Origin of the sequence: Pantoea sp. GbtcB22, assembly GCF_019091025.1 — a bacterium.
Classification (GTDB): Bacteria; Pseudomonadota; Gammaproteobacteria; order Enterobacterales; family Enterobacteriaceae; genus Pantoea; species Pantoea leporis.
Map to the genome: position 1 here is coordinate 188,953 of NZ_JAGXKB010000006.1, position 22,222 is coordinate 211,174.

Here is a 22,222-nt window from a genome sequence, read left to right on the forward strand (position 1 = left end):
CACAGATCAATATGATTTGCGCTAATACGCTATTTTTTATTTCACCCGTTCCAATTGCGGCTGTCTCGATTAAACTAGCCTGGATTGTATCGATCGCGAATCAAATATGAAAAAAAATTATGCGCTTGGCCTGCAGCAGATTCAGCAGGAATTAAATACTCTGCAGAATCCGGGGTTTTACTGGATTACCAGCCAGCGTCAGGATGATGCACGAACGCTGCTGCGTCAGGTAGTTAGCCAACAAAAGGCGGCTACGCTCATCAGTGCGGATGAGAAACCGCAGGCGCTTTTGACGCCCGATCCCATCGGCGGTCCGGCGCGTATGCCGTTATTTTCACTGCCGGCTAATAAACGCAGCCTAAAGCAGCTTGAAAGTGATTTTTCCCGTGCGCTTAATAGTCGCAGTGGCCTGGTGATTTTTTATAGTAATGCCGCGCTGTGGGGAAAATTATCGCCCGATGAGTTAAGCTTCTGGCTTAAGCGCATGCGCCGTTTGTTATGTAAAAAACAAATTACGTTGTTAATGATCACCTCCGGTACGTCAATAATTCACCTGCGTAATCATCTGCAAGGTTATTTTCGCCAGCTTGATGGTCTCGCACATTTGGAGTTTCAGCAGGACAGTTGGCATTATCGAATTAACTGGTGGTATGCGGCAGATAAATTACTGGCCGACCGCGCTATCCGTTTGAGTTATGTCGATAATCAATTTATTGCCGTTAATCAAGCGGAACAAAATATTCCCTTAAGCCGCAATGATGAAAACCAATTCCTTGCTCAGGAAGGTGTGCTGGAAGGCGCGCCGCCGCTTTCGGCGCAATGGCAATTGTTTAGCGATAATGAAAGCGTGTTCTCGCGTGCGCAGCAGGCGAATGCCGCCACGGTCATCTTTACTCTGGTTCATAATCAAGACATTAATTCTTTAGCAACGATGGTCCATAGTTTGCGGCGCTCACGCGGTAGCGCGCTTAAGATTGTGGTGCGCGAAATCAGTACCACGCTACGCTACAGTGATGAGCGTTTGCTGCTGGCCTGCGGCCTGAATGCCATTGTGCCGACCGCGGCCAGCCTGTCGCGCTTTCTTACCACGCTGGAAGGGGTTCAGGGGCAGCAGTTCTCGCGCCATGTGCCTGCCAATCTCAATACCCTGATGCAGGCGCTGCAGCCGCTGCAGCAGAAAGGCTATCTACCGCTGGACGCATTTTGCGCGGCGGTGCAGCAGCTGATGACCAACACGCTGCTGCCGGAAAATGACAAAGGCTTGATGGTGGCGCTGCGCGCGGTGCCGCAGCTGAAACCTGAACAGATTCTGACGCTGTGTAAACCGCGCCGCTTCGGCGATTTGGTGACGCTGGTGAACGACCGCATCTATCTGTTCCTCTCTTCATGCCGATTCAATGATTTGGATATCGCGCTGAAGTCGATCTTCTCGCTGCCGCACGACGAGCTGTTTAGCAATCGTATCGTCTGGTTTGAAGACAATCAGATCGTGTCGGAGGCGGACAAAATTCGTCAGCTGACGCCGGTGGCACAGCGCGACCGGCAGGCCACGCCGCTGGCCGCTGCGCCAGTCAGCACGCAAACCGCCGCGCCTGAGCGCGGGGCACAAACGCCGCAGCCGATTACCCTCAACCTCGACGGAGTAAGCCACCAATGACGCTGATGGATTGGGTGCAGGTGGCGATCCTGCTGTTACTGATTTTGCTGTTCCTGACATCACTGTTTGGGCGCGGACGAGCGCGTAGCGGCTCTAATCCGCTGCTGCGTTTGCTGCCGACGCGCGCATTGAGATCAGAAGGACAGTGGCAACGCAAAACCCATAAAACGGATAAACATGAATAACAGATTTACGATGCACGGTTCGTGGTGGCGAGGCCTCGGCGGCTGGAACTTTTACTTCCTGATCAAATTTGCGCTGCTGTGGTACGGCTACCTTAATTTTCACGCGCTAAGTAATCTGGTGTTTCTGGCGTGGCTGCTGTTCCCGCTGCCGGGCGTGCGGCTGCATCGCTTGCGTCAGTGGATTTCGCTGCCGATTGGCGTGGCGCTGTTCTGGCACGATACCTGGCTGCCGGGACTCAATTCGATTATGAGCCAGGGCAGCCAGCTGGCAGGTTTCTCGCCCAGCTATCTGCTCGATCTTGCCAATCGCTTTATCAACTGGGAGATGATTGGCGCGGGCTTTGTACTGCTGGTGCTGTATCTGTTTATCGCGCAGTGGATTCGCGTCACCGTGCTGGTGTCGCTGATGCTGATCTGGCTCAACGTGCTGACGATCGCCGGACCGGCAATGAATTTACTGCCGAACAGTGCCGCCACGCCGACGGTGAAGCTCAACGATACGCCAGCGGCGAAAGCGCCAGATGGCCTCGATCAATCCGCGCCGCCAACCAGCGCCAACCTCACCGCGTGGCTCAACCGTTTTTACGATGCCGAGCGCCAGCGTGCGACCCATTTCCCGGACGCCTTGCCAGCTGATTCGCAGCCGTTCGATATTCTGGTGATCAACATCTGTTCGCTGTCGTGGTCGGATTTGAACGTCGCGCAGCTGCGTAATCATCCGCTGTGGCAGCACTTCGATATTCTGCTTAACAACTACAACTCTGCTACCGGTTACAGCGGCCCGGCGGGGATTCGTCTGCTGCGCGCCAGCTGCGGCCAGAGCTCGCACAGCGATCTGTACAAAGCCACCGATCAGCGTTGCTATCTGTTTGATAATCTGGCGAAGCTGGGCTTTAAGCAGCAATTGATGATGGATCACACCGGCGTGTTTGGTAACTATCTCAAAGAGCTACGCGAAGAGGGCAATCTGCAGGCGCCGCTGATGTCGCAGGCGGGCATCTCGCCGGAGGTGACGTCATTTGATGGCTCGCCGGTATTTAATGATGCGCAGCTGATGCAGCGCTGGCTCGACGATCGCACCAAGAGCAGCGATGCGCGCTCCGCGACCTTCTATAACCTGATTCCGCTGCATGACGGTACGCGCGAGTTGGGCAGTACGCGCAGCGCAGACTGGCAGCCGCGCGCCAAAGTGCTGTTTGATCAGCTCGATGCCTTCCTGACCAATCTGGAGAAGTCGGGCCGTCGCGTGATGGTGCTGGTGGTGCCGGAACACGGCGCGGCGCTGCAGGGCGACAAGATGCAGATGTCAGGATTGCGTGATATCCCCAGTCCGGATATCACCCATGTGCCGGTCGGCATTAAGTTTGTTGGCATGAAAGCACCGCATCAGGGCCAGCCGCTTAGCGTGGAGAGGCCAACCAGCCTGATGGCGATCTCGGAAATCGTGTCGCGCGTGGTGGATGGCCAGGTATTTAACGCGCCGAACGTTAATATGTCGGTGCTGACCGATAATTTGCCGCAGACGCCGGTGGTGTCTGAGAACGATAACGCGGTGGTGATGATGTATCAGGGTAAACCGTGGATCCGCCTGAACGGCGGCGATTGGGTGCCGTATCCGCAGTAGGGCGCCATTAATGGTGTGATGCCGCTCAGTTAAGCGCGGAGCGACTTTCGTTCGCCATGTGCTGAGGCAGTTGCAGCACCTACGTGCGGCGACCGAGCAGAGGACGCCTGGCCGCGCCCTCTGCACTCCCGGGCCTTGCGCCAGCCCAACCCGCCGCTTCGCGGTGCCTTCACTCATTCACGATTCCTGACGGACCGGTGGCGATTCGCTCCTGCTCAGCGCCACCTCTCGCCGCATCCATGCGGCTCGCCCTGGAATCCCTCATTCGCTCAGCGGCTCGGGATGTCGCCTCAACACCCGCGCTGCAGCATTAACGCGTATTATTCACTCGCAATCGCTACAAATCTCATGGGGTTGTCATCCATGACGGCCAGGCGCGCTTGAATGCGCGTCAAAACCTGCATAATTCCGAATCACTTCATAAATAACCAAACTTGCTTATTTTTCGCCTTTATCCCGGCGAAAAAAACGCGTGACCTGGGATATACTCGCTGCGAATTTCATCTCATTACACGCCTTTGGTGGCCTGGAGAAGTTTTGTTGCGCGTCAGTCGTTCTCTAACGATAAAGCAGATGGCGACGGTTTCCGCCGTGGCGATGGTGACCATCTGCATCTTTATTGTCATCCAGCTCTTTCACTTTGTGCAGCAGCGCAGGATTGACTACGCCCAGCAAATGGAAAATGTGGCGCACACCGTGCGTCAGCCACTCTCCGAAGCGGTGCTCAAAGCCGATATACCGCAAGCCGAACGCATCCTTAATACCCTGAAACCGGCCGGTATTTTATCGCGCGCCGATGTGGTGTTGCCAAATGCCTTCCAGGCGCTGCACGCCGATTTTGCGCCGGAAAAACCGGTGCCGCGCTGGGTCGCACGCCTGTTTGAGCTGCCGGTACAAATCACGCTGCCGCTCTATTCCGTGGAGCGTTCCGGTTTGCCGAAGCCGATTGCCTATCTGGTGCTACAGGCTGATTCCTCCCGCGTCTATCAGTTCCTGCTCAGCACGTTATCCACCATGATCACCACCTATCTGCTGCTGGCGCTGATTCTCTCGATCGCCATTAGCTGGTGTATCAACCGCTTGATTGTGCATCCGCTGCGCGATCTTTCGCGTGATTTACAGGAGCTGCCGCCGCAGGCGATTCTGACCCACAAAATGAAGCTGCCGAATAATCATCGCGATGATGAAATCGGCATGTTGATCCGCAGCTACAACCGCAATCAGCAGGTGCTGGAGTCGATTCACGACGAAATGAGCCGCATGACCACGCATTTTGCCGTTACGGATCTGCCCAATCGCGCGCTGTTCCTTGCGCTGCTCGAACAGCACATCAGCCATCGCCACAATCGTCAGGCGTGGGGCTTGATGGTGATTCGCATTGAAACGTTGCAGGAAGCCAACGGCGTACTGAGCGATGAGCAGCGCGATACGCTGATGCTGACGCTGGTGGAGAAGATTCGCAGCACCGTTGACGATCACTCACTGCTGGCGCAAACCGGGCCCAGCGACTTCGCCTTGCTGATGAAACGCGCGCACAATCCGTTCCGCGCCATGCGCCTGGCGCGTAACCTGATGATTCGCATTAATCAGCCGGTGAACCTGCAACAGCTGCAGCTGCGTCCGAACGCCAGCATTGGCCTGGCGCTGCACGAAGAGAGCAGCATCTCGGCCAGCGAACAGCTCGATCGCGCAACCTCGGCGATGATGTCGGCGCGGCATCAGGGCAAAAACCAGATTCTGTTCTTCGATCCGGCGCTTACCGAGCGGGCGCAAAAGCGTTTAACGCAGGAACACGACATCTTGCAAGGTCTGCAGGACGAGCAGTTTGCCCTCTATCTCCAGCCACAAATCAATATGGAAACCGGCGAGCTGGCCGGTGCCGAAGCGCTGCTGCGCATGCGCATGCCGGATGGCAGCTACGGATTATCGGAAGAGTTTATTGCCAGCGCCGAAGAGATTGGCGTGATCTCGGCCATTGGCCGCTGGGTGTTTGAAGAAGCCTGCCGCATTCTGGCCGGCTGGCAGAAGCAGGGCATTAACATCCCGCTCAGCGTCAATATCTCGGCGGTGCAGCTGCGTGATGCCAGCATGGTCAGCCATTTGCAGGGCTTGCTGGAGCGCCATCGCATCGCGCCGGGCAACTTCGTATTGGAAATCACCGAAACCGCGCAGATTGGCGATGCCGAACAGGCGATTGCGCTATTGCGCTTGCTGCAGCAAACCGGCGTGGCGGTAGCGCTCGATGATTTCGGAATGGGCTACTCCAACCTCAACTATCTGCATCAGTTCAAAGCGCTGCCGGTAAATAAGCTGAAAATGGATCGCAGCTTCGTCGCCGCGCTGCCGGATGACGACACCATGGTGCGCATCGTGGCGGCGATTGCCGACATCATTCACCTCGACGTCATCGCCGAAGGTGTGGAAACCGCCGAGCAGCGCGACTGGCTGCTGGCGCGCGGAATTACTATAGGGCAAGGCTACTTATACGCTGAAGCGCTGCCGCTCCACATCTTTAACCAACGCTGGCTCAATAGCTCGCAACTCCCTGAATAATCACCTTGGTTATTGATTTTCCTTACAAAATTGTAGCGGATCGCTGTGCTGAAGCGTTTCAGTTCATAGTTAGAGTTTTGTAACTTTTGTAAGGAATAGTAGGGGATATTAATCTTGTTAACAGGGTGTTATTTTCCTCGCCATCGGTAAGGTTTTACGCTTCTGGCGGCTTGCCGCATGCGTTCTCCACAACAATGGCGGTGCGAACCGTCTTACTGGACACCTGTTATGAAAATCTTAAAAAGCCTCTATTTTCAGGTACTGGTTGCCATCGGCATCGGCGTCCTGTTGGGCCACTTCTATCCTGAGTTAGGCGCGCAAATGAAGCCGCTTGGCGATGGTTTCGTTAAGTTGATCAAGATGATCATCGCCCCCGTGATTTTCTGTACGGTGGTGACCGGTATTGCCGGCATGGAGAGCATGAAAGCCGTTGGACGTACGGGCGCAGTGGCGCTGCTGTACTTTGAAGTAGTCAGCACCATCGCGCTGATCATCGGTTTGGTGGTGGTTAACGTGGTGCAGCCTGGCGTGGGCATGAACGTTGATCCAGCCACGCTGGATGCTAAAGCAGTCGCGGTTTACGCGCAGCAGGCGGAGCAGCAAGGTGTGGTCGCCTTCCTGCTGGATGTGATCCCGAATAGCGTCATTGGTGCCTTTGCCAGCGGCAACATTCTGCAAGTGCTGCTGTTCGCTATCCTGTTCGGCTTCGCCCTGCATCGCCTGGGCAGCGCCGGCACCGTGATGTTCAACGTCATTGAGAGCTTCTCGAAAGTGATCTTCGGCGTGATCAACATGATTATGCGTCTCGCGCCAATCGGTGCCTTCGGGGCGATGGCCTTCACCATCGGTAAATATGGCGTCGGCTCGCTGGTGCAGTTGGGGCAGCTGATCATCTGCTTCTATATCACCTGCGTGCTGTTCGTGGTGGTGGTGTTGGGGCTGATTGCACGCTTCGCTGGCTTCAACATCTTTAAATTTGTCGCCTACATCAAAGAAGAGCTGCTGATTGTGCTGGGCACGTCATCTTCCGAGTCTGCGCTGCCGCGCATGCTGGATAAGATGGAGAAGCTGGGCTGTAAGAAATCGGTGGTGGGGCTGGTGATTCCAACCGGCTACTCCTTCAACCTGGATGGCACCTCGATTTACCTCACCATGGCGGCGGTGTTTATCGCTCAGGCGACCAACGCGCATATGGATGTGTTCCACCAAATCACGCTGTTAGTGGTGCTGCTGCTCTCCTCAAAAGGCGCAGCGGGTGTAACCGGCAGTGGCTTTATCGTGCTGGCGGCGACCTTGTCAGCGGTGGGACATTTACCGGTTGCGGGCCTGGCGCTGATTCTCGGTATCGACCGCTTTATGTCCGAAGCGCGTGCGCTGACCAATCTGGTGGGCAACGGCGTGGCGACCATCGTGGTGGCGAAGTGGGTCGGCCAACTGGATGAGAAACAACTGAATGCGACGCTTTCTGCCGGGAAAAAGGTGAATAACGCACCAGAAACCGCCGCATAACCTGCTATTTGCGTTAATTTGCCGAGAAATGCCCGCTGTCGCTTGCCCTGACAGCGGGCATTTGCATAATAAACCCCATTGATTTTTTTCCCGATTTTTTGCCTCGTTGCGCGACATCCTGACCTTCTCGTGGTCAAAGAGTCTGTTATTAAATAAACGTGGCGGCACAATGCCGCGCCGGTCACCCCAGATGTGACCGAACATGCCGCGCTAACGAGCGTTGATCTGTTTGAGTAGGGGTTCACATGCAGGGCACCAGAATTCGGCTTTTGGTTGGCGGATTGCTACTGGCAGCGTCCGGTTTTGGCGTGCACGCCGAGACGCTCCAACCCGATCCCGCCTGGCAGGAAGGCAAACTGGACAATGGTTTTAGCTGGCAGCTGCTAACCACACCACAACGTCCAAGCGATCGTATTGAGCTGCGCCTGATTGTTAACACCGGTTCGCTGGTGGAGAGTGCGCAACAAACCGGCTATAGCCATCTTTTACCGCGTTTAGCGATGGTGCATAACGCCACGCTGGACACCAATCAGCAACGTGCGCTGTGGCAGCAAGCCATGGATCCGCAACGTCCGCTGCCACCCGCTATTTCGTCGTACGATTACACCCAATACAACCTGAGCTTGCCGAATAACCGCCCTGATCTGCTGAAAGAAGCGCTCAGCTGGCTGGCGGCGACCGCCGGGAAAATGACGATTAATGAGCAGGTGGTTTCTACCGCATTAATGGCGACCGATCCGATTGCCACCTGGCCTGCCAATACGCAGGATGTGTGGTGGCGCTATCGCCTGAAAGGCTCGGCGATGCTGGCGCACGATCCCGGCGAGCAACCGCGCGCGCCGGTGGATATCGCACAGCTCAACAGCTTCTATCAGCAGTGGTACACGCCCGACGGCATGACACTCTATGTGGTAGGTAACGTCGATAGCCGCAGCATGGCGGAGCAAATCAACAAAGCTTTTGCGCCGCTGAAAGGCAAGCGTGTCGCACCTGCCGCGCTACCGACGCTGTCACCGCTGCCGCATCAGCCGGTGAATCTGGTGAATGGCGGCATGAATCAGGATCGCCTGTCGCTGGTGTGGGACACCGCATGGCAGCCGATTCGTGATTCGCAAAATTTGCAGCGCTACTGGCAGAGCGATTTAGCGCGTGAAGCGCTGTTCTGGCATGTGCAGCGCGCGCTGGCTGACAGCAAAGCGCAAAGCGTGCAGGTTGGCTTCGATTGCCGCGTGCTCTATCAACGTGCGCAGTGCTCGATCAACATGGACAGCCCGAATGCCTCTTTGCCGCAGAATATGAATCAGGTGGCGAAAGAGCTGGCGGCGGTGCGCGACAAAGGGTTACCGCAGGAGGAGTTTGATGCGCTGATGGCGCAGAAGCTGCTGGAGCTCAACAAGTTGTTTGCCACATACGCCCGCACCGACACCGATATTCTGATGGGCCAGCGTCTGCGCTCGCAGCAAAACGCGGTGGTGGACATTGCGCCTGAGCAGTATCAGAAGCTGCGTCAAACCTTCCTCAGCGAGATGACGCGCGATCAGCTAAATCAGGAACTGCGCCAGCAACTGTCGCAGGAGCTGACCATGGTGCTGATTCAGCCGCAGGGTGAAGCCGAGACCAACGTGAAGATGCTGCAGGAAAGCTGGGATAAAGTGATGAAGCTACCCGAACCGCCAGCGGTACCCGCGAGCCCGGAAGAAGTGAAACCGGATAACAGCGCAGGCGCGGCGGATCAGACCGCGCCATCATCCTAAACATTAGGTCTTAGCACGTAGCCATTCGGTTACCAGCATCGGCCAACTGGCGAGCGGTAAATCTGCCACGCCACGGATACCAAATCCGTGGCCGCCTTTCTGGTAGAAGTGAATCTCCACCGGCACTTTGTGCTCACGCAGCGCGCTGAAGAACACCATGCTGTTGTTCACCGAAACCGATTCATCATCGGAAGCGTGAATCAGCAGCGTCGGTGGCGTTTGTGCGTGTACGCGCGTCTCCAGCGAATAAGCATCAACCATCTTCTGATCCGGCCATGCGCCGAGCAAGCGGGTGCGTGCACCTTCATGCGCCAGACCTTCACGCATGCTGATCACCGGATAGAGCAGCACCATCGCATCCGGGCGCGGTGTGAAGCTGTCGGCTTGATCCTGCACCGGATAGAGTTTCTCGCCAAAGCGGGTGCCGAGGCTGGCGGCAACGTGTCCACCCGCCGAGAAGCCCATCATCACGATATATTTGCCGTTCAGCCCGCGCTGCGCACGTTCACGCAGCACGCGCACCGCACGCTGCGCATCGGCCAGCGGCGCGTCTGGACCTTCATGGTGACCGTCATACGGCAGGCGATACGTCATCACCGCCAGCGTGTAGCCCATTGACGTGAAGAAAGTGGCAAGCGCGCTGCCTTCGCGGTCGATCAATACCCGCTGATAACCGCCGCCCGGCGCGACCAGCAGCGTGATGCCGTTCGAGGTTTCCGGATGCCAGATGGCAATTTCCGGGCAGCGCACGCCGGTGGCGGCGCGGTCATAAGGTTCATACTCTTTGGCGAGATCGACGATCTGCGGCTGAGCGCGCGAATCGCTCGCGCCTGGCGCATCACCGTGTGGCCAGATATTGATGATTTCTGTGTGCATAAGTCAGTCCTGAGCGAGTCATGTTGTCGTTATTTTTTTCGCGGCCGGAGTAACAGCGTCCTGCTGTTGTTGATTAAAACATGGTCTTTTTTGCTGCTGGCGTCCAGCCGAAAACCGCCGATTTCGCCAGTTTCGGACTATGCCTGGCGGCCAGATTTCCTGCCATAACACATTGAATTTAAATCGATCTGATTAGCGCGAGTGAAGAAGTAATACCGTTTTTGTTACAGAAGTGGATGAGTCAGGTCGTTAGCGGAAATTGGCAGGGAAAAATGCTGCGTTAAGGCAAACTGCGCGGGCGGGTTGGTTAGCACAGGTAATGAATGGCGCAGAGATTTGTAGCGGCGCGATTCATCGCGCAATCAATTGCGCCGCTACGGTTGGTGCAGGTGGTTAAGTCATTTCGGCATCGCGCTGAGCGGGATAATCGCCCCGCGATACTGGATCACCGTGCTGGCGGTGAGATGACCGCGTGCGGCGGCATCTTCGGCGCTTCCTCCGGCTAAACGCACCGCCAGATAACCAGCGCTGAAGGAGTCGCCAGCCGCGGTGGTATCGATCACTTTCTCTTTCGCCAGCTTGATGGCGGCGACCTCGCGCAGCGGCTCATCGCCAACCGCCACCAGACAGGAGTCCGCACCGCGTTTGATGGCAATTTCCTGCACGCCCGCAGCGCGTGTGCGAGCAATCACCGCATCCAGCGGCTGCTCGCCCCACAGCAAATCTTCGTCGTCGAGCGTCAGAAATGCCATGTCGGTATGACGCAGCATCTCGGCATACGCCTGCTGAGCGCTGGCTTTATCGGCCCACAGACGCGGACGATAGTTGTTATCGAAAATCACCTTGCCACCGTTCTGACGACAGGCGCTAAGCAGCGTCATCAGTTTTTCGCGACTGGTCGCAGGCAGAATCGCCAGGCTGATGCCGCTCAAATAGAGATAATCATAGTGCGCCAGCTGCTGGCAAATCGCGTCCGCTTGCGCGCTGTCCAGCCAGAAACGGGCGGCGGCGTCGTTGCGCCAGTACCAGAAGGTCCGCTCGCCGTGGTCGTCGGTTTCGATGAAGTACAAACCCGGCATTTTATTGTCGAGGCGCTGAACCAGCGCGGTTTCGACATTTTCCTGCTGCCAGGCGGCGATCATCTGGTCACTGAAACTGTCGGTGCCGAGTGCGGTGACATAATCGACACGCAGCTGTTTATCTGACTGACGCGCCAGATACACCGCCGTGTTCAGCGTATCGCCGCCAAAACCGCGTTTGATGTTCTCACCTTTCTCGGACAGCTCAATCATGCATTCGCCAATAATAGCGATTTTCTTCTGCGTCATGGTCTTCAGCCTGTAGTGAATTCTGCCTTAGTCTCGCGTCTGGTATGGCAGTCGTCAATGGTTTTTAAAACGATGTTTTGATTTAACTTAAGGCAGCAAACCGCCTGCGCCACGGTGATTTAGCGGCCAAAGCGCGTTTTGTTTTGCCGATTAAGTGCGAAGCACGCTGTTACACTCAACTCTTCATGGGACTAACGAGATTGATAAAGTTATCCCGGCGATCGCCGATACTTGCCGCTGAGATGCTATTTGCAGGCACTCAACACCAACCAGGAAAAAACCATGGTGATGAAGAATTTGAGTCATCGGCTGCCTGTTTCAAATGAATTGGAGCAACAACAGGAAACGCGTCTCTTCTGGCAGCAGTGCCAACGATTCTATACTTTCCAGCCGATTTACCAGGTCTCAGGCCGCATGCTGGCTATTGAATTACTGACGGCGGTTACCCATCCCTCCGCGCCAGAAAAAAGGCTGTCGCCCGAAGACTATTTTGAAGCACTGACTATCGCGCAGCGGCTTGGTGTCGTCCAGGAACAACTCGAGCTGCTGATAACATGGTCAGCGTTTTTCAATCAGCGTCAGCTGGTGGCGTCGGTTAATATCGACGGTCCAACGCTGATGGAGATTGAGAAGCATGAGTCGATTCGCACGCTGATTGCGCAGCTGCCGTGGGTGCGCTTCGAGCTAACGGAGCATCATGCGCTGCCACAGGAAGAGATGGTGGCGAAGATGCCGGAACTCGGGCCGCTGTGGCTGGATGATTTTGGCTCTGGCATGGCGAACTTCTCCGCGCTGACCGAACTGCGTTACGACTACATCAAACTCTCGCGCGAGCTGTTTATGCTGCTGCGCGCCAGCGATGAAGGCCGCTCGATGTTCTCGATGCTGCTGGCGTTGATTAACCGTTACTGCAACGGCGTCATCGTTGAAGGCGTGGAAACCGAAGAGGAGTGGCAACAGGTGCGTAGCTCGCCAGCGATGGCGGCGCAGGGCTACTTCTTCTCGCGTCCGGTGCCATTCAGCGAGCTGGAACGTATGGCACTTGAGCTTCCCTGATCCCGTTCCGCGGCGTCTCGACTATCCTTAGTCAGACGTGGAAGGGCAAGGAGGAAGCAATATGTCACGTACTCGAAAGATCCTGAGCTGGGTGTTCGGGATTTTTTTGTTATTGGTTGTAGTGATTGTGGTGCTCATCGCCACCTTTGACTGGAACCGCTTGAAACCAACGATTAATCAAAAAGTTTCAGCCGAACTGAACCGACCTTTCGCGATTCGCGGCGATCTCGGCGTGGCCTGGGTTCGCAACCGTGAAGAACCTGGCTGGCGCAGCTGGGTGCCGTGGCCGCAGGTGCATGCCGATGATGTGATGCTCGGCAATCCGCCCTCTATTCCTGATGTCACCATGGTTCATCTGCAGCGGGTTGAAGCCACCATTGCGCCGCTGGCGCTGCTGCATCAGCAGATCTACCTGCCGTGGATCAAGATGCAAAAGCCGGATGCGCGGCTGGTGCAAACCGCAGACAAAAAGAATAACTGGACCTTTGATCTCGCCAGCAGCCAGAACAGCGATGCTAACGCCGCGCCTTCTGCCTGGTCCTTCCGCCTCGACAACATCCTGTTCGATCAGGGACAAGTGCGCTATCGCGACGCCGTCAATAAAGCCGATGTCACAGTGACCATCAATCCGCTGGGCAAACCGGTGCCCTACGCCCAAGTGGCGGGCGGTGACGATCAGCAGAAAGGCGCGGGTGATTTTGTCTTTGGCTGGCAGGCGAACGGCACCTACAACAATCAGAAGCTGGATGGCGACGGCAAAATTGGCGGCATGTTATCGCTGCGCAGTAAAACCACGCCGTTCCCGCTGCAGGTGGATGTGCGTAATGGCACCACGCGTGTACGTATTGACGGTACCTTGCAGGATCCGCTCAATCTTGGCGGACTTGATGTGCGCCTGCGCTTCGCGGGCGATACGCTGGCCAATCTGTATGGCCTGACCGGCGTGCTGCTGCCCGATACGCCGCCCTATGAAACTGACGGCCATTTGATTGCGCGTTTCAATGAGGCGAAAGGGCCGCTATTCCGCTACGAGAAGTTTAACGGCCACATCGGCGACAGCGATATTCACGGCTCGCTCACCTATCGTCAGGGCAAACCGCGTCCAACGCTGACCGGTGAATTGACCTCGAACCAGCTGCGGATGGAAGATTTGGGGCCGCTGATTGGCGTCAACTCCGGCAAAGGCAGCGAGAAAACGCAGCAGGCCAAAGCGCAGCGCGGCGAAGCCTCATCGCAGCCCGCCGATCGCGTGTTGCCACACGACAAGTTTGATACCAAGAGCTGGGACGTGATGGATGCGGATGTGAAGTTCAGCGGCAAGCGCATTGAACACAGCAGCAAGCTGCCGCTCAGCGATCTCTATACGCATCTGCAGCTGAAAAACGGCGACCTGTTGCTCGATCCGCTGCGCTTCGGTATGGCCGGCGGCAGCATTAACTCCACCATTCATCTGGAAGGCGATCGCAGCCCGATGCGCGGACGCGCCGATTTGCACGCGCGTAAGCTGCGTCTGCGTCAGCTGTTCCCGGATGTCACGGCGATGCAGAACAGTTTGGGCCAGCTCAACGGCGATGCCTCGCTGAGCGGCACCGGCAATTCGGTGGCGGATCTGCTCGGCACCAGCAATGGCGAACTGAAGCTATTGATGAATGATGGCCTGATCAGTCGCAGCCTGATGGAGATTGCCGGACTGAACGTCGGTAACTATGTGGTGGGTAAGCTGTTCGGCGATGATGAAGTGAAGATCAACTGCGCGGCGACCGATATGAATATTCGTCAGGGCTTAGCGACGCCGAAACTGTTCCTGCTGGATACCGAGAACGCGGTGATCAACGTGACCGGCAACGTTAATTTCGCGAATGAACGCATGGACTTGTCGATCAATCCGGAGAGTAAAGGGATTCGCATCATCACGCTGCGTTCGCCGCTGTATGTGCGCGGCACCTTTAAAAATCCGGATGCCGGGGTGAAAGCCGGACCGCTGATTGCACGCGGTGCCGCAGCAGTGGCGCTCGGGGCGGTGGTTGCTCCCGCCGCCGCGTTGATCGCACTGATTTCGCCTAGCGATACTGACGACAATCAGTGCAGTAATGTGCTGCAGCAGATGAAGAATCAGAAGTGATCAGTTACGCCACAGCACTTTGATGATGTGGTAACCAAAGGCGGTTTTCACCGGTCCGTAAGGCTGTAGCAGCGGACAGGAGAAGACCGCCTTATCAAATGCCGGTACCATTTGTCCTTTACGGAACTCACCCAAATCACCGCCGTTGCGTCCGGATGGGCAGGTAGAGTGTTTCTTTGCCAGCTGCTGGAAGTTCGCCCCTTTCTCAAGTTGCGCCAGCAGGGATTTGGCCTGCGCTTCCTCTTTCACGAGGATATGTAAAGCCGCCGCGGTTTTCGCCATGATGAAGTCCTAATGTGTATAATCCGGCCATTATAACCTCCTTTCTTTTGATTCAACTGAGCGAATTCCGTTATGCGTTTAAACCCCGGCCAACAACGAGCTGTCGAATTTGTCACCGGTCCTTGTCTGGTGCTGGCCGGTGCTGGCTCGGGTAAAACCCGCGTGATCACCAACAAAATCGCCCACCTGATCCGCGAATGTGGCTATCAGGCGCGCCATATCGCCGCCGTAACCTTTACCAATAAAGCCTCGCGCGAGATGAAAGAGCGCGTGGCGCAGACGTTGGGGCGTAAAGAGGCACGCGGCCTGATGATTTCCACCTTTCATACGCTGGGACTGGAGATCATTAAACGCGAATACAAGGCGCTGGGAATGAAAGCCAGCTTCTCGCTGTTCGACGATCAGGATCAGCTGGCCTTGCTTAAAGACCTGACCAAACAGTGGCTGGAAGAGGACAAGACGCTGTTACAGCAGCTAATTTCCACCATCTCCAACTGGAAGAACGATCTGGTCGATCCGCAGGGCGCCGCGGGTTTGGCGCAATCGCAGCGCGACCAGATTTTTGCTCACTGTTATCAGCTGTATGACCAACACCTGAAATCCTGCAACGTGCTGGATTTCGACGACTTAATCGCGCTGCCCACGCTACTGCTGCAGCGCAATCAGGAAGTGCGCGAACGCTGGCAGCAGCGCATCCGCTATCTGCTGGTGGATGAGTATCAGGACACCAACACCAGCCAATATGAGCTGGTGAAGCTGCTGGTGGGTGCGCGCGCGCGCTTTACCGTGGTGGGCGATGACGATCAGTCAATTTACTCGTGGCGTGGCGCGCGTCCGCAAAACCTGGTGCTGCTGCAGCAGGATTTCCCGGCGCTGGAAGTGGTGAAGCTGGAGCAAAATTATCGCTCGACGCAGCGCATCCTGAAATCGGCCAACATCCTTATCGCCAACAATCCGCACGTATTTGAGAAGCGCCTGTTCTCAGAGTTGGGGCAGGGCAGCGAGCTGAAGGTGCTGAGCGCGAATAACGAAGACCACGAAGCGGAACGCGTGGCGGGCGAATTGATCGCGCATCACTTCATCAACAAAACCGCCTATAAAGATTACGCCATTCTTTATCGCGGCAATCATCAGTCACGCGTGTTCGAGAAGCAGCTGATGCAGAACCGTATTCCGTATCGTATCTCGGGCGGCACGTCGTTCTTTTCTCGTCCGGAAATCAAAGATTTGCTGGCTTATCTGCGCGTGCTGACCAATCAGGAAGATGACAGCGCGTTTCTGCGTATCGTGAATACGCCTCGCCGTGAGATTGGTCCGGCAACGCTGCAGAAGCTGGGCGAATGGGCCAACCTGCGCAATAAAAGCCTGTATAACGCCAGCTTCGATATGGGGCTGGAGCAAACGCTGAGCGGGCGCGGACTGGAGCATCTGCAGCGCTTTACGCACTGGCTGAGTGAAATCGTCCAGCTGACCGAACGCGAGCCGGTGAATGCGGTGCGTGATCTGATTCGCGGCATCGACTACGAAAGCTGGCTGTTTGAAACCTCGCCCAGCCCGAAAGCCGCTGAGATGCGCATGAAGAACGTTAACCTGCTGTTCCAGTGGATGACCGAGATGCTGGAAGGCGATGAGCTGAACGAGCCGATGACGCTGGCGCAGGTGGTGACGCGCTTTACGCTGCGCGACATGATGGAGCGCGGTGAGAGCGACGAAGAGCTCGATCAGGTGCAGCTGATGACGTTGCACGCCTCGAAAGGTCTGGAGTTCCCGTATGTCTATCTGGTTGGCATGGAAGAGGGGTTATTGCCGCACCAGAGCAGCATCGATGAGAACAACATTGAGGAAGAGCGGCGTCTGGCTTACGTGGGGATTACGCGAGCGCAGAAAGAGCTGACCTTTACGCTGTGCCGGGAACGCCGCCAGTATGGCGAGCTGATGCGCCCGGAACCGAGTCGCTTCCTGCTGGAGTTGCCGCAGGACGATGTAGTATGGGAGCGCGAGAAAAAAGTGGTGAGCGCCGAAGAGCGCGTGAAGACCGGGCAGACGCGCGTCGCTGGATTGAGAGCGATGCTGGAGAATGCGAAGAAGGGTTGAGTTCCCGGTCCGTGCTCGCAGTCCCCCTCCTCGGTCCGTGCTCACAGTCCCCCTCCTCGGTCCGTGCTCGCAGTCCCCCTCCTCGGTCCTCCCCCATGAATGGGGGAGGAAGATGCTGCCACATGTTAGTGATGGAGCTGCATGTGGCAGCATCTCCTTCCCCCGCGGGCGGGGGAAGGTCGGGATGGGGGACAGCCAGCGCAATCCCAATCAGGAAATCGTCAGTAACCAGTGCACGTAGGACTGATAATGACTCTCCTGCTCTAACAGCTCAGAACGCAGCGGATGCGCTTCGCGCCAACCGGCCGGCAACGTCAAATGCAGTGCATCATCATCCGCCTGTAAACGCACGGCAGGCAAAGTGTCATCGCGACGACGACTTGAGAAGATAATCGCTAAGCGTAGCAAACGACTTAAACGCTCCGCCATGCGCGGCGGTACGGCGTTTTGCTGGGTCAGCAAGGCTAAATCGATGCTGCCGCTTTGGTTCTGCAGCAGGCAAGCCAGCATTTTTTTCTGCGCGGGAGTGAAGCCAGGAAGATCGAGATGACGAATCAGGTAAGCGGCGTGTTGCGGTGCCTGGCGGAAATCGACGCTCAGGCCAATTTCGTGGATAGAACAGGCGCTAAGGAGTAGATCGCGACATCGGTTATCCAGCTTCCAACTGCTGCTCACCTGACGGAAGAAACTCTCCGCCAACTGACGTACGCGACCGGCCTGGTCAATATCAATGGCAAAACGACGCTGCACGTTCTGCAATGTGCGGCTGCGGATATCACGATCCACCGGCAGATGCAGCATGCCATACACTAAACCTTCGCGCAGTGCGCCGCCGGCTAGCGTCATGCCTTCAATGCTGAGTTCCTGGAAGATAGCGATGAGAATCGATAAACCGCTCGGGAACACTAAGGCGCGCTCCAGCGTCAATCCTTCAATTTCCAGCTCTTCCAACTTGCCGCACTGAATCGCGCGCTGTTTCAGTTGTTGCAGTTTGCTAAGGGTGATGCGCTCATCCATGCCCTGCGCCATCATAATTTCCTGCAACGCTTGTACGGTGCCCGACGCTCCGACGCAGATTTGCCAGCCTTTTTCGCGCAGCGCAGCGGCCACCGGACGGATCATCTCGCGCGCGGCCAGTTCGGCCTGCTCGAAATTCTCTTTGGCCAGATGACGGTCGCTGAAGTAGCGTTCAAGCCAGGTTACGCAACCCATCGACAAGCTGAACAGCGTGGTGGCATGTGAACCTTCGCCAGTCACCAGTTCGGTGCTGCCACCGCCGATATCGACCACTAAACGCTGATCGGAACCGCCGGTGGTATGCGCTACGCCCTGATAAATCAGGCGTGCTTCCTCTTCGCCGCTGATGACATTCACCGCGCAGCCAAGAATGTGTTCAGCCGTTGTGAGGAAATCCTGCGCATTTTCGGCAAAGCGCAGCGTGGCGGTTGCCACCACGCGGATTTGTTCCGGAGGAATATCCTGCAGCTGTTCGGAGAACAACCTCAGGCACTGCCAGCCGCGTTGCATCGCCTCAGCGGAGAGGTGATTCGCTTTGTCGAGGCCAGCCGCCAGACGCACTTTGCGCTTTATCCGCGCGACGGTCTGAATGCTGCCAGACACCTCGCGCACCACCAACATATGAAAGCTGTTAGAACCTAAATCAATCGCTGCATAAAGTGACGATGCGCTTAGCATGGTGTGCTTAACCCGAACGTTTACGGTTGCTATTGCGCGGCGCGCCGCTCCGACGGTTACTGTTGTTCCCGCCACGGCGTGGGCCGTTACCCGAGCGGCTGCGTTGCAGACGTTTCGGCGGTGGCAGTTCGCTCATCAGCGCATCGCTGTTGTACTTGCTGACCGGAATACCGTGACCAATATACTCTTCGATTGCCGGCAGGTTCAGCGCGTACTCTTCGCACGCCAGGCTGATGGAGTGACCGCTGGCACCCGCGCGGCCAGTACGACCGATACGGTGAACGTAGTCTTCGCGATCGTCAGGCAGATCGTAGTTGAACACATGCGTGACGGCAGGAATGTGCAAACCCCGTGCCGCGACGTCGGTGGCAACCAGGATATCCACATCGCCTTTGGTGAAGTCATCGAGGATACGCAGACGTTTTTTCTGCGCCACATCACCCGTCAGCAGACCTACGCGATGACCATCGGCAGCCAGATGGCCCCAAATGTCTTCACAGCGGTGCTTGGTATTGGCAAAGATAATGGCGCGATCTGGCCACTCTTCTTCTACCAGCGTCTGCAGCAAGCGCATTTTCTCTTCATTTGAAGGGTAGAAAAGCTCTTCTTTAATACGGTGGCCGGTTTTCTGCTCGGGTTCCACTTCCACGTATTCGGCGTTGTTCATGTGCTCAAACGCCAGTTCACGCACGCGGTAAGACAAGGTTGCAGAGAACAGCATACTCAGGCGTTGGGTGGCCGGCGGCATGCGGCGGAACAGCCAACGAATGTCTTTAATAAAACCGAGATCGAACATGCGATCGGCTTCATCCAGCACAACAACCTGAATCGCGCCCAGGTTGACATGGTTCTGCTTGGCGTAGTCGATCAGACGTCCGGTGGTGCCCACCAGAATATCGACACCATCAGCCAGCACTTTCAGCTGTTTATCGTAGCCGTCGCCACCATAAGCCAGGCCCAGCTTTAAGCCAGTGACCTTGGCTAACGGTTCTGCATCGGCATGAATTTGTACGGCGAGCTCACGCGTCGGGGCCATGATCAGCGCACGTGGCTGATTGAGCTGGCGACCTTCTGCGGCAGGATGAGAAAGAAGATAATGAAACGTTGACGTCAGGAACGCCATCGTTTTGCCGGTACCGGTTTGCGCCTGACCCGCAACATCACGCCCTGAAAGCGTAAAAGGCAATGCGAGCGCCTGGATAGGCGTGCAGTTAGAAAAGCCTTTGGTATCAAGGGCTTCTACCACCTGAGGGTGCAGGGCGAAGTCGGAAAACTTCTGTTCAGTTAAGTGTGTTTTGCTCATAGTGTGGTAGAATATCAGCTTACTAGCGCTTTACGAAAGCGTATCCGATGAAATAAAGTCAACCTACGTTGGTATCATTTCCGCCAATTCGCCAGGCGCAATCTTTTGGAGTTAAACATGAGCAGCGATAAGATCGTTCACTTGACCGATGACAGTTTCGACACAGACGTACTGAAAGCAGACGGTGTCACTCTGGTAGATTTCTGGGCTGAATGGTGTGGTCCTTGCAAAATGATCGCCCCAATTCTCGACGAAGTCGCAGAAGAGTACGAAGGTAAACTTACCATCGCTAAGTTGAATATTGATGACAACCCGGGTACAGCGCCAAAATATGGCATCCGCGGTATTCCAACTCTACTGCTGTTCAAGAACGGTGAAGTGGCGGCAACCAAGGTTGGCGCACTGTCTAAAGGACAGTTGAAAGAGTTCCTGAACGCCAACCTGGCCTAAGCCCGGCGCGGTGTTTGTTCGGCAGTGGTGAATTTTTTCGCCACTGCTGGACGTCTCACTTTAAGCGTGTTAAGTTAATTTCACTGCATTACGCTCTTACCTTGTAGTTTGCATCTAAGTTTTCCCTTGTCAGACCCTACTCGCAATGAACGTTATCGTGGTTTGGCAATCTGATGACTAGCACATTCGGCATCATCTTTCGACTGTCTCCTCGTTTCCTATCGCCACATCTGACGATAATCGTCGAGCTGAGTTGAAAAAGAGCCATTAACAGGCATGGAATTTTTGCCATACCACTCACGACAATCATTTCGAGAATTACCCCGAGTTTAAGAACCCATCACTATGAATCTTACCGAATTAAAGAATACGCCGGTTTCTGAGCTGATTACCCTCGGCGAAAATATGGGGCTGGAAAACCAGGCGCGTATGCGCAAGCAGGATATTATTTTCTCTATCCTGAAACAGCACGCAAAAAGCGGCGAAGACATCTTTGGTGATGGTGTGCTGGAGATATTGCAGGACGGATTTGGTTTCCTCCGTTCTGGAGATAGTTCCTACCTCGCCGGTCCCGATGATATCTACGTCTCTCCCAGCCAAATCCGCCGCTTCAACCTCCGCACTGGTGACACCATTTCTGGCAAGATTCGCCCGCCAAAAGAGGGTGAACGCTACTTTGCGCTGTTGAAAGTTAATGAAGTTAACTATGACAAGCCGGAAAACGCGCGTAACAAGATTCTGTTCGAAAACCTTACGCCGTTGCACGCCAGCAAGCGTATGCGTATGGAACGCGGTAATGGCTCGACTGAAGATCTGACCGCACGCGTGCTGGATCTGGCTTCTCCGATTGGTCGTGGTCAACGTGGTCTGATTGTGGCGCCGCCGAAAGCGGGTAAAACCATGCTGCTGCAGAACATCGCGCAGAGCATCGCCTACAACTATCCAGATTGCCTGCTGATGGTGCTGCTGATTGACGAACGTCCGGAAGAAGTGACCGAGATGCAGCGTCTGGTTAAAGGTGAAGTGATCGCTTCGACCTTTGATGAGCCAGCGTCACGTCACGTGCAGGTTGCTGAGATGGTGATCGAGAAGGCCAAGCGCCTGGTTGAGCACAAGAAAGATGTGATCATCCTGCTTGACTCCATCACGCGTCTGGCGCGTGCCTACAACACCGTGGTTCCAGCATCAGGTAAAGTGCTGACCGGTGGTGTGGATGCCAACGCCCTGCATCGTCCAAAGCGTTTCTTCGGTGCGGCACGTAACGTGGAAGAGGGCGGCAGCCTGACCATCATCGCGACCGCGCTGGTTGATACCGGTTCGAAGATGGACGAAGTGATTTACGAAGAGTTTAAAGGTACAGGTAACATGGAATTGCACCTCTCGCGCAAAATCGCCGAGAAGCGTGTATTCCCAGCGATTGACTACAATCGTTCCGGTACCCGTAAAGAAGAGCTGCTCACTACGCAGGAAGAGCTGCAGAAGATGTGGATTCTGCGCAAAATCATCCATCCAATGGGTGAAATCGACGCGATGGAGTTCCTCATCAACAAACTGGCCATGACGAAAACCAACGACGAATTCTTCGATATGATGAAGCGTTCCTAAGTTGCGAATGGCGAATCGCTAAGCCAAGCGGTGATTCGCACAATTTGCCAGGAAATATTGCTAACGCCACGTCTTAACGTGGCGTTTTTTATTTATGGGCATTAGGATTAGCGCAGTCAGGAAGCTTTT

The 22,222-nt window shown here is 55.7% G+C and carries 16 protein-coding genes; 11 read left to right on the forward strand and 5 right to left on the reverse strand.

All coding sequences use genetic code 11. The features are described from left to right. Positions 1 to 106 precede the first annotated feature (106 nt). The 6 genes from bcsE (at position 107) to KVT28_RS18590 (ending at position 9,282) form a co-directional block, all read left to right on the forward strand. The gene (gene bcsE, locus KVT28_RS18565) at positions 107 to 1,657 is read left to right on the forward strand and encodes a cellulose biosynthesis protein BcsE (protein WP_217549621.1); all 1,551 of its coding nucleotides are present in this window, start codon (positions 107 to 109) and stop codon (positions 1,655 to 1,657) included. Further along, positions 1,654 to 1,842, forward strand: a complete 189-nt coding sequence (locus KVT28_RS18570; protein WP_101763786.1) for a cellulose biosynthesis protein BcsF — start codon at positions 1,654 to 1,656, stop codon at positions 1,840 to 1,842. Before bcsE ends, KVT28_RS18570 begins: the two co-directional genes overlap by 4 nt. Continuing rightward, positions 1,835 to 3,466, forward strand: a complete 1,632-nt coding sequence (gene bcsG / locus KVT28_RS18575; RefSeq protein WP_101763785.1) for a cellulose biosynthesis protein BcsG — start codon at positions 1,835 to 1,837, stop codon at positions 3,464 to 3,466. The genes KVT28_RS18570 and bcsG overlap by 8 nt, the downstream gene beginning before the upstream one ends. Positions 3,467 to 4,006: 540 nt before the next feature. Further along, the gene (gene hmsP / locus KVT28_RS18580; RefSeq protein WP_217549664.1) at positions 4,007 to 6,019 is read left to right on the forward strand and encodes a biofilm formation regulator HmsP; all 2,013 of its coding nucleotides are present in this window, start codon (positions 4,007 to 4,009) and stop codon (positions 6,017 to 6,019) included. A gap of 228 nt (positions 6,020 to 6,247) precedes the next feature. Then, on the forward strand, positions 6,248 to 7,528 hold the full coding sequence (locus KVT28_RS18585) for a dicarboxylate/amino acid:cation symporter (RefSeq protein ID WP_101763784.1): 1,281 nt from the start codon (positions 6,248 to 6,250) through the stop codon (positions 7,526 to 7,528). 245 nt (positions 7,529 to 7,773) lie between these two features. After that, a complete protein-coding gene (locus tag KVT28_RS18590) occupies positions 7,774 to 9,282 on the forward strand; it encodes a pitrilysin family protein (RefSeq protein WP_101763783.1) in 1,509 nt (502 codons plus the stop codon). Between the two features lie 3 nt (positions 9,283 to 9,285). Here KVT28_RS18590 and KVT28_RS18595 read toward each other — a convergent pair whose 3' ends face one another. Together KVT28_RS18595 and KVT28_RS18600 are read right to left on the reverse strand one after the other, a co-directional pair. Beyond that, positions 9,286 to 10,158 carry an alpha/beta hydrolase gene (locus tag KVT28_RS18595; RefSeq protein WP_137384896.1) on the reverse strand — a complete coding sequence of 291 codons (873 nt, stop codon included), beginning with the start codon at positions 10,156 to 10,158 and terminating at the stop codon, positions 9,286 to 9,288. Between the two features lie 398 nt (positions 10,159 to 10,556). Further along, entirely contained in the window at positions 10,557 to 11,486 is a 930-nt protein-coding gene (locus tag KVT28_RS18600; protein ID WP_101763781.1) for a sugar kinase, read from the reverse strand. A 282-nt stretch (positions 11,487 to 11,768) separates the two neighbouring features. On the opposite strand from KVT28_RS18600, the gene pdeH reads away from it, so the two are divergent. Both pdeH and KVT28_RS18610 read left to right on the forward strand, forming a co-directional pair. Next, positions 11,769 to 12,542, forward strand: coding sequence for a cyclic-guanylate-specific phosphodiesterase (pdeH, locus tag KVT28_RS18605; protein WP_101763780.1), 774 nt, complete (start codon positions 11,769 to 11,771; stop codon positions 12,540 to 12,542). Positions 12,543 to 12,603: 61 nt separating this feature from the next. Beyond that, complete coding sequence (locus KVT28_RS18610; RefSeq protein WP_137384898.1) at positions 12,604 to 14,664, forward strand: AsmA family protein; 2,061 nt, start codon at positions 12,604 to 12,606, stop codon at positions 14,662 to 14,664. Here KVT28_RS18610 and ppiC read toward each other — a convergent pair whose 3' ends face one another. Beyond that, positions 14,665 to 14,946, reverse strand: coding sequence for a peptidylprolyl isomerase PpiC (ppiC, locus tag KVT28_RS18615; protein WP_008105734.1), 282 nt, complete (start codon positions 14,944 to 14,946; stop codon positions 14,665 to 14,667). A 72-nt stretch (positions 14,947 to 15,018) separates the two neighbouring features. Between ppiC and rep the strand changes: the two genes are divergently transcribed. Then, complete coding sequence (gene rep / locus KVT28_RS18620) at positions 15,019 to 17,040, forward strand: DNA helicase Rep (RefSeq protein ID WP_137384900.1); 2,022 nt, start codon at positions 15,019 to 15,021, stop codon at positions 17,038 to 17,040. A 210-nt stretch (positions 17,041 to 17,250) separates the two neighbouring features. Here rep and gppA read toward each other — a convergent pair whose 3' ends face one another. Together gppA and rhlB are read right to left on the reverse strand one after the other, a co-directional pair. Continuing rightward, a complete protein-coding gene (gene gppA, locus KVT28_RS18625; RefSeq protein ID WP_217549623.1) occupies positions 17,251 to 18,735 on the reverse strand; it encodes a guanosine-5'-triphosphate,3'-diphosphate diphosphatase in 1,485 nt (494 codons plus the stop codon). 7 nt (positions 18,736 to 18,742) lie between these two features. Beyond that, the gene (gene rhlB / locus KVT28_RS18630) at positions 18,743 to 20,038 is read right to left on the reverse strand and encodes an ATP-dependent RNA helicase RhlB (RefSeq protein ID WP_101763776.1); all 1,296 of its coding nucleotides are present in this window, start codon (positions 20,036 to 20,038) and stop codon (positions 18,743 to 18,745) included. A gap of 117 nt (positions 20,039 to 20,155) precedes the next feature. On the opposite strand from rhlB, the gene trxA reads away from it, so the two are divergent. Together trxA and rho are read left to right on the forward strand one after the other, a co-directional pair. Beyond that, positions 20,156 to 20,488, forward strand: coding sequence for a thioredoxin TrxA (trxA, locus tag KVT28_RS18635; protein ID WP_008105741.1), 333 nt, complete (start codon positions 20,156 to 20,158; stop codon positions 20,486 to 20,488). A 345-nt stretch (positions 20,489 to 20,833) separates the two neighbouring features. Further along, positions 20,834 to 22,093: a transcription termination factor Rho gene (rho, locus tag KVT28_RS18640; protein WP_008105744.1), complete on the forward strand. Its 1,260-nt coding sequence runs from the start codon at positions 20,834 to 20,836 to the stop codon at positions 22,091 to 22,093. The last annotated feature ends 129 nt before the right edge of the window (positions 22,094 to 22,222 follow it).